Here is an 8,849-nt window from a genome sequence, read left to right on the forward strand (position 1 = left end):
CCAGAGGGCACGCCGGCCACCACCGGCACCCCGACGCCAGAGGGCACACCGGCCACCACCGGCACCCCGACGCCAGAGGGCACGCCGGCCACCACCAGTATCGCGACACCGACCGAAACCGCCACATCACTGCCAACGCCAGTGCCAGTAACACCGGTGAACCCATAAGCGCCTGTATACTATATACTATAATGGATTGCGAGAGCCGGTGGGAATGTAATGAGCGAGGGCATGATGCCAGTCGCGTTTGTGATTGAAGTGCATACGCCATACGTGCGCCATCCCGGACGGCACCCTATCGGCGAAGAGCATCTGCACGCTTTTACCGCGCAGATGCTGATCCCCTTGCTCGATCTGCTCGGTGAATTGCAGCGCCACCATCTACCGATCACGCTCGCCTTGGCATGCTCGCCAATTGCCCTAGAACAGTGGCGCGACCGGGTTGTCAGCAAGCATTTCGAACAGTGGTTGGAACATAGAATTGCTCGCCATCAAGCCGAACTTGCTCGCTTTGAAGCGGAAAACAATCGCCACGGGGCGTATCTGGCGCGGTTTTACCTTGATTGGGATCGCCAAACGCTGCGCACATTCAATATGCGCTACCAGCGCAATTTGGCCGGACGGCTGCACGAATTAGTTGCCACCGAGGTGGCGACGCCGCTTTGTTTGCCGGCTAGTCACGCCATTTTACCATTGCTGAGCCGCGAGAGCCTCGTGCGAGCGCAACTCGAACACGGCTTGCTCTACATCTCGCGCCACCTTAAACGACCAGAAGGACTCTGGCTGCCCGGTTGCGCATGGCGGCCGGGGATCGAGCAGATCGCACTCGACTTGGATCTACGTTATGTCATTGTGGATCCGGTTTATGTGCGTACTGGTCAATTGCCCGGCTGGATCATCCCGCGCCGGCTGGCGGCGATTGGGGTCGAGAGCGAACTATCCCGCCAGATTTGGTCTACCGAACTAGGCTATCCGGGTGATCCACTCTACCGGAACGCTGCTGATCCAACCGGTTATACGGCCAATGGGATCGATACGCCCCAACCGTACGATCCGTATGATGCGCTGCGGCGCGCGCAAGAGCACGCCAACCATTTCGTCGAGCAACTGCTGTACCGGTTGAATCAATTGCCGGCTGACGCCACGATCGTTGTGCCGATTAATGCCCGTTGGTGGGGAACCTGCTGGTTTGAAGGACCGACATGGCTGCAAGCAGTATTGACCCGCTGCGCAACTGATGCTCGGCTCAGTTTGACCCATCCGGGAACGATACTGGCCGGCTTACGCACGAGTGAGACCGTCGTTCTGCAGGCAGACCCCCAGCTCCCGCATCCCCTCTCGCGTTGGCAATCGGCCAGCGCACAGCGCTATTGGCAGGCGCTCCACGACGCCGAACACCGGTTTGCCGATTTGATTGCGCACTATCCGGCGGTCGAAGGATTTCGCGAGCGGGTGCTGACGCAAGCGGCGCGCGAACTATTGCTGGCTGAACAGAGTGATTGGGCGGAAGATCCGCAGGAATTGGGTTGGCAACGACACCTTGATCGCTTCGAGCAGTTGTTTGCGCTGGCGCGCCAAGAGTCGCTGAGCGCGACCGATCTCTTTACCCTTGAGCAGATCGAAACGCACGACGCAATCTTTCCGGTGTTGAATTACCGCCTGTTTGGCAAGGGATGAGCAAAGATGCCGAAGGGCATCTCTCACACCTCCCACCCTGCCGGGATAGTGTACGTTTCACGCCGCCAGCGCCAACCCGGCTCTAAAATCTCGCCCGGCTCGGCGAAGTAGAGGCTGTGCAGCGCCGCGTGCAACACGGTCACCTGTTGCGCCCGGTTCCCCGGTTCGCCTAACGGATGGCCAAACGGCCATGCCAGATGCAAGGTGCGCGGCGGACGCACCTGTTCGGCAATCGGCTTAAGACTGACGATGCAGATTGTGCTGATGCCAGCGTCTTCAATGATGCGCGCGATCAGTCCCACGGACTGATTGCACAACCCTCAGGCAGGGGTGAGCAAGACCGCATCTACCTGCTCTTGTTTCAGAAAACTGGCGACTTCGGGGGCAGTTTGGCGCAGCAAGGTTTCGAGATGAGGCGGTTCGATATGGCCCATGAAACTGTAGCAATCAGCCACACCACCAATGATCCCGCGCTGCGCCAACGAGCGCATCAAGGTCAGTGGAAAGAGAATATTCAAATCGCGTTCGGCGTCGGTGTGGTTGTAGTAATCGTGGGTAATGGTGAGATCAGCCACCGGCGTATCAGCCGGAATGCGGCGATAGGTAGGGTCGCCGCGCGGATCGGCCATATCAAACGGCGGTTGATCGCGCCGGTGAACCCCGCCGGTCGTAACCAGCGCAAAACGAGCCTCAGCCAGCGGTTTGCGCATAGGGGTGAAGGGCACCGTATCGAAACTGAGCGCACGGTACGCGCCGCCCCACAGGCGGGCTAATGCCGGAAGCTGTGAGAAGATCTGGCCGGTCAGCCGGTAGAGATCTTTGAGTGAGCGGTTGCGCCAGTCATCGGTCATAACGTCCTCTGCGATGCCTGTACTGTCGTTGATCCTGCTCTTGTAGTATACCTTCGTCTTGGGGTTTTTAAGGGCGGACAGCACGCATGAGCGCAGATGTGGTTGATCGCTGTGCGATGCTCCGTTTTGCCCTCACCCCCAGCCCCTCTCCCACTCGCGTGGGAGAGGGGAGTGCCAAGTTAAGTGTTAAGGCATTGCCCAGCGATCAACGGTTGTGCTCGACCAAATATCGCCCCCCAACCCACTAGCGCGGGAGAGGGGAGTGTAGAGCCGGTCTTTGAGACACCGCATAGCGATCAACGGTTGTGATCACTACAAATGTTCTATCCGCCCCTCAACGTTTTGGCGGGGTGGTCGATCCCGGCCCGCGTCAGCCGCGATTCAACGACCAATCATACCGACGGTAGACTAAACGGCCCCGCTGCGCTTGCAACAGCCATGCCCGGCGTTCGTCATCAGGCAGCGCCTGCCGCAAGAGTTGGACAATTCCGTTGGGACCGCCAAAATCCTCACGGTACCAGTCGAAGATGCGCGACAGATGGATCTCGCCGCGGGCCGGATCGATGGTCACGCTGGCGTCAACAAAGCTGCGCATAGCCAGTTCGAGCTGGGCATCGATTTGCTCGGCGCTGTAGACGCCAATCGGCGGGCACGAACGGCTGGCGCAGTTGAGGGCAAAGTGGATCCGGACATCGGGCGGATCGATGATCCAAGCGAGGCGTGGATCATCGGCGGCAAACTGAGGGCCGGGGATGAAGGGATGGCCGCGATTAGCGCGCAAGATGCCGTGCTCGATGTCGTTGAGCGAACAGCGCTGGCCGCCGATCAGATAGGCCGCGGCTTGAAAGAAGCTGAGACCGGCCAATTCATCAGCAACGCTGGTCTGGACGCCAAAGGCAATGACGGCATCGATCACCAGCGCGTTGTAGAGGTTGATCCAGAAGGCCAGCCGCGTTGCCCGATCCGGCAATGAAGCCGGATCGAAGCGCTGCAACTGCGGGGTAAGTTCAGTGCGGAACGCGAGGTAAGCCGGAACAGAGCGCAACCGATCGTAGAGCACCTGTGTGCCGCCAGCATCCATCGCCAGCGCCTTAAACTGGTTGACGGCCCGCTTGAGCTCGGCAGTTAGCGCCGCGCCATCGACCGTCGCCGCCGGCGCGGGGCCAGCGTTCAGCACACTGCGCGCGCGCTCGCCTAGCGCCAATCCCATCACCGCTTCACGTAACCAGACCAGTTGGCTCATACGGCATTCCCCAATAGTCGCCGGAACGAGGCGATCGCAGCGGCGGTACGCGGGCCGGGCCATGTCAAGGCCATGCCATCGCAGAACGCGATCTGGCAGCGATCGGTCACCTCAGCAAACGCCGGCAGATCGCGCTCGCTAAACGGGTACGGCTCGCTCGGCAAGAGGATGGTATCAGGATTGAGGGCCAGCAGTTCGGCCAATGGCGCGCGCGGATAACGGCCCGGCAACGCCGCCGCCACATTGATCCCGCCGCTGAGGCGCAACAGATCATTGGCGTAGGTATCTTGCCCCACTGCCATCCACGGATCACGCCAAATCAGCGCCAGCACCCGGCGCGCCGGCACTGGCGGATTGGCCATTGCCGCCTGTATTTCAGCGATCATCGGCGCAGCCGTCATCGCCACACCGAGCACTTCGGCCAACGCCGCCAACTGCGCGGCAGCATCGGCCACACTGCGAATGGCGGTGACATAGACATTGACACCAGCAGCGGCCAAGGCCAGCACATCGCGCTCACGGTTCTCTTCTTGCTCGGCGATGACTAGATCGGGGTGCAGCGAGAGAATCGCTATCCGATCCGGGTTCTTGGTGCCGCGCAGCCGCGGCAGATGCGCGATCGCCGCCGCCGGTTCGCTGCAATAGTCGGTAATTCCGACCACCCGTTCGCCGGCTCCGACGCTAAACAGCCACTCGGTCATACTCGGCACCAGCGCGACAATCCGTTGCGGCGGCGCCGCCAGCTCGATTGTCCGGCCAAGGGCATCACGCACCTGCATCACGCCCTCCTTACCGTGATCAACCATCAATCACGAAGACCGGCACCGTGCTGCCGCCGCCGGCAGTGACATTCAGCAACGTCACGGTTGACAGCCGGCACAGACAGCCATTGACTTCGGTACCAAACAGGAACGGATCGCTATCAACCAACCGCTCGCCGATCACAACCTGCCCATCAACTAGCGCCGGATACGGCTCATAGGCGATGGTCACGCGCTCTTGCACTACAAACGGCGCAGCGAGAGCCGTGTTCAGCGCAGCTTCCCACTCGGCGGCGCTCACCTCCCAGCCGATGGTAATCCCCTTGCCGCCGTACTCATCGTTCGGCTTCAGCAACAGCCGCTCGCGGTTCGCGCGGGCAAACGCCAGCAAATCAATCGTCTCACCCTGATAGGTCGTCTGGCCGGGCCGCACCACGCGCGTCCACGGCACATGGGCAGCGACGGCGGCGCGCTGCTCGGCGCTGAGTGGTTCATAGAACCGTTCGTCGGACAGCAGGGCAAACAACGACTTCTTGTGCAGCAATTTGGCGCGGAACGAATTGACAATCACGCATGCGCCGGCGGCATACGCCTGCACCAGCGGATGGCTGAGCGAGTCATCACCGTAGTGAGTGAGAAACTCGCTGGTCAACACCCGTTTAAAGACGATCGTGACCAGCGTCTCGCTGCCGTCTTCCAATCGCGCCCACAACTGTCCATCGTGGAAGGCGAGGTCTTGCGGCGCGCAGATCATCGCCGGCAAGCCGTGCTCGTTGAAATAGCGCCGGAACATCTCGAATTCGGTGGCAGTCGGCACACCACGCCAATCGACAATTGCCACCCGCGGCTCGTGGCCGGGACTGCCGGCTGCGCGCCAGCAATCCATCAGCGTGCGCAGCATGTATGGGCGGGCAGGCAACGGCATCAGCGGATAGCGCTTGGCGAACTCTTCCATCACCGGCATGGCCAAAAAGGCCTGCGCCAGCAAATCTTCATAGGCAATCGCCGCCGGACTTTCCGCATTGTACTCAACAAATTGCAGCGACGACCCATCCACGGTGAGGAAAGTATCCATCCGAGAATGGGCGCTCGGTTCGAGATAACCGGGGTGCATCGCAATCAGCCGCTCTTCGAGCGGGGTGAGCATCAAGATATCGCGCACCGCCTGTCCGGTTTCGTTATTCTCAAGCGCTGCCGCCACGATCACGCGCGCCGCCTCAGCGACGTGTTGCGTTCCCCGCCGTAACAAATCGTACTGCGATGCCGTAATCAAGCGCGGGCGCAACACAGTGGCCAGCGGACGCTCGCCGAAATAGAGCTGGCGGGCGCGCATCTCTTCGGTCAGCCGCTGCCACGACGCGGCCGCCAGCGCCGGATCAAGCAGAGCATGGTAATCAGCGATTGCCTGCGCAAGGGTCATAGTTGTTCCTTATCTAGTAGACCCACCCCGGATCTTTCTGAATAGCCACAAAGAGACACAAATGGCACAAAAAATATAACACGAGATTACTGGTGTGTGTGCCCCGGCCCTAAAGGGCCGGGCTAAGATTACGAAGCCCGCTGCGCGGGCTGAATAGCCTCGAAAAGACCCCAAAGGCGCAAAACCATAAGATTATTTGCATCGTTGGTGCATCTTCTGTAGCTATTCTGCTTGGAACCCTCACACCTGTCCCCTCTCCCACTGGCGCAGGAGAAGACGGGGAAAAGGCGCCAAGGGAGCAGAGTCGCAGAGATGTATAACGCAAAGGCGCGAAGGACGCAGAGTACGAAAAGAGCTATAGGGGAAGATTCGCTTCCCGCGTGTCATTGCGAGCCGAGCGTAGGGGGCAGAGCCGTGCTCTGCCCCCGCGAGGCGAAGCAATCTCCCTTAAGGGTGAGATTCGCGTCCCCCGCCCCGTCACTCTTTGCATAGCTACGAAGAGACCCAAAAGACACCAAAATATCGTTCTATTCTTGTGTCTTTTGTGGGTTTTTGCGGCTATTCCCGCCACCACCCCGGCCCTCCCCCGCTGGTGGAGGGAGCAACTCCCCCGGAGGGAAGCGCACCGCTACGCCTCCTCAGCCGCCTTCTTCTTGCGGGTTGTCCGGCGCTTCGGCGCTGCCGGTGCTTCAGCAGCCGGCGGATCACCATTGGGAGCAGCTTCCGGCGCAGCCACCGGCGTGGCAGCCGGGGCCATCGGGCCGTTCAACAAGCGATGCCACGCGAACTCTTCCGGCTTGGCCCGGCCTTGCAAGGCCAGCTCGATGGTGAAATCGGCCATCGTGCGCACCACCCAGTCGAAGTAGTAGGGCGTGAGCGAATTGACATCGAAGTCGGGCGCGGGGTTGGTGAAGTCAATCGCATACGCAACGCCATCGCGGATGGCGAACTCAACCGTATTCATATCGTAGCCGAGGGCCTGATTCAGCTTGAGCGCGCCTTCCACTACCTGCCGGCCTTCGTCAGGGGTCAGGTAGTTATCGTCGCGGAAGTAGCGGTGCGGCCACGGCGCATTGGCATCGAACTTAATCGTCATGATGTGGCGGCGACCGATCACGATGCAGCGCACGTACTTCTCCCACGCGATGTACTCTTGCAGCATCATGCACTCGATGCCGGTCTCGTTGTAGGCGCGCCACAACTCCTCATACGAATGCACTTTGTAGACCTTCTTAAAACCGCCGCCCCACGCCGGCTTGAGAATAACCGGGAAGCCGCCGACATAATCGACATGCTCTTTCCACGGAATCGGGTATTGCAAATTGCGCAGCGATTCTTCGACCACGCCTTCGATGTAGGAATGTGACGGCAGTGCTACCGTGCGCGGATGGGGAATACCGAGCGCCGTCGCCAACGAGGCGCCAAAAAACTTATCATCGGCGCTCCACCAGAAGGGATTGTTGACGATGCGGGTGCCGCTGAGCGCCGCTGTCTTGAGAAACGTGCGGTAGTACGGGATCTCATGGCTAATGCGATCGACAATCACGTCGTAGTCGCACAACTCGGCCATGCGCGTTCCACCTAGCTTGATGAACTCGGCCCGCACGCCAGCATTGCGCCGATTGACCTCTTCGATAAAGGCGGGTGGCCAAGACCACTCGCGACCGACGAGAATGCCGATCTTTTTGACACTCACTATAAACCTCCTTATATAGCAACGGATATCGCTTCACAAACCAGCAAGGCTGATTGTAGCATAAAGCGCGCCGCTCCGATCACCACGGAAAGATCAACGGCGCCACCAGCAGACAAATCACCAGCACGACGACCTGCAACGGGATGCCGGCGCGGGCATAATCGGCAAACCGGTAGCCTCCCGGCGCCAGCACGAGCGTGTTGACCGGCGAGGCGATCGGGGTAGCAAAGGCCGTCGAAGCGGCAATCGCCGCCGTGATCACGAGCGGCTCCGGCGCTAGGCCCAACTGTTGCGCAATCCCCAGCGCAATCGGCATCATCAACACGGCGGTAGCGGTGTTCGAGATGAACTGGCTGAGGAAGCTGGTAATGATGAACACGCCGGCCAGCACTACCAGCGGCGAGAACGCACCGAGCGCGGTTGCCAGCTCGGTGGCGATCAAGGTTGCGCCACCGGTCTTGGTAAGCGCTGTCGCCATCGGCAACATCGCCGCAATCAACACTAAGCTCTCCCAACTGAGGCGGCGGTAGACATCATTGAGCGGCGCGCAGCCGGTGATAACCATTGCCACTGCCGCCACCAAAGCCACCGTGACGGTCGGCAACCAACCACCGGCCATCACGACCAACATTGCCAGCATAATCGCAATGGCCAACAGCGCGCGTCGGCTGAGCCGGTCGCCGCTGACGGCCAGATCGCGCGGCAGCGCCACCACCGCCAGATCGCCAAAGGTGCGTTGATCGCGCACGATCGTCTCAAGGTGAGCCGGCGGGCCGGCAACCAGCAACGTATCGCCAAAGCGCAGCGTCTCATGGGCCGGATCACCGGCGAGCGGCTGGCCCAAGCGACGCGCCCCCAATACCGTCACCCCAAATAGTTGGCGCAACTCGGAAGCAACCACCGTCTGGCCAATAAAACGCGACCGCGGGGTAAGCGCCACTTCCATCACCGGCAAATCCGGCCCAAACGGCAGATCGGGCTGCGGCGCTTGCGAGATCAAACGCTCGGCGCGGCAGAGCGCCGCTACCGCCGCCTCATCGCCGATCACATCGAGCAGATCATCAGCGAGCACACGCGTCGCCGCAGTGACCGCGCGCGCCGGGCCGGGAGCTGGCCGATTGGCCGGCCAGCGGCGAATCCCCACCACCGTCACCCCATACCGGCTATGCAAACGCGCCTCGGCCAGCGTCAAACCGGCCAG

At 60.9% G+C, this 8,849-nt stretch carries 8 protein-coding genes; 1 reads left to right on the forward strand and 7 read right to left on the reverse strand.

Going from position 1 to position 8,849, the window contains the following annotated elements; translation table 11 throughout:
* Positions 1-231: 231 nt before the first annotated feature.
* Positions 232-1,677 (forward strand): 1,4-alpha-glucan branching protein domain-containing protein, encoded by a 1,446-nt coding sequence (locus U9R81_RS12290; RefSeq protein WP_322495739.1) that lies wholly within the window; start codon positions 232-234, stop codon positions 1,675-1,677.
* A 23-nt stretch (positions 1,678-1,700) separates the two neighbouring features.
* Here U9R81_RS12290 and U9R81_RS12295 read toward each other — a convergent pair whose 3' ends face one another.
* The 7 genes from U9R81_RS12295 to U9R81_RS12325 all read right to left on the reverse strand — a co-directional run.
* A complete protein-coding gene (locus U9R81_RS12295; RefSeq protein ID WP_322495740.1) occupies positions 1,701-1,979 on the reverse strand; it encodes a hypothetical protein in 279 nt (92 codons plus the stop codon).
* A gap of 18 nt (positions 1,980-1,997) precedes the next feature.
* The gene (locus tag U9R81_RS12300; protein ID WP_322495741.1) at positions 1,998-2,528 is read right to left on the reverse strand and encodes a glycine/sarcosine/betaine reductase selenoprotein B family protein; all 531 of its coding nucleotides are present in this window, start codon (positions 2,526-2,528) and stop codon (positions 1,998-2,000) included.
* A 370-nt stretch (positions 2,529-2,898) separates the two neighbouring features.
* Positions 2,899-3,771, reverse strand: coding sequence for a DUF547 domain-containing protein (locus U9R81_RS12305; RefSeq protein WP_322495742.1), 873 nt, complete (start codon positions 3,769-3,771; stop codon positions 2,899-2,901).
* On the reverse strand, positions 3,768-4,550 hold the full coding sequence (locus U9R81_RS12310; RefSeq protein ID WP_322495743.1) for a helical backbone metal receptor: 783 nt from the start codon (positions 4,548-4,550) through the stop codon (positions 3,768-3,770). Before U9R81_RS12310 ends, U9R81_RS12305 begins: the two co-directional genes overlap by 4 nt.
* A 19-nt stretch (positions 4,551-4,569) precedes the next feature.
* Positions 4,570-5,952, reverse strand: coding sequence for a circularly permuted type 2 ATP-grasp protein (locus U9R81_RS12315; protein WP_322495744.1), 1,383 nt, complete (start codon positions 5,950-5,952; stop codon positions 4,570-4,572).
* Between the two features lie 628 nt (positions 5,953-6,580).
* Positions 6,581-7,648, reverse strand: coding sequence for a hypothetical protein (locus U9R81_RS12320; protein ID WP_322495745.1), 1,068 nt, complete (start codon positions 7,646-7,648; stop codon positions 6,581-6,583).
* Between the two features lie 79 nt (positions 7,649-7,727).
* On the reverse strand, positions 7,728-8,849 hold a 1,122-nt coding region (locus tag U9R81_RS12325), incomplete at its 5' end, for an SLC13 family permease (RefSeq protein WP_322495746.1).

Source organism: Chloroflexus sp. (assembly GCF_034435895.1).
GTDB lineage: Bacteria > Chloroflexota > Chloroflexia > Chloroflexales > Chloroflexaceae > Chloroflexus.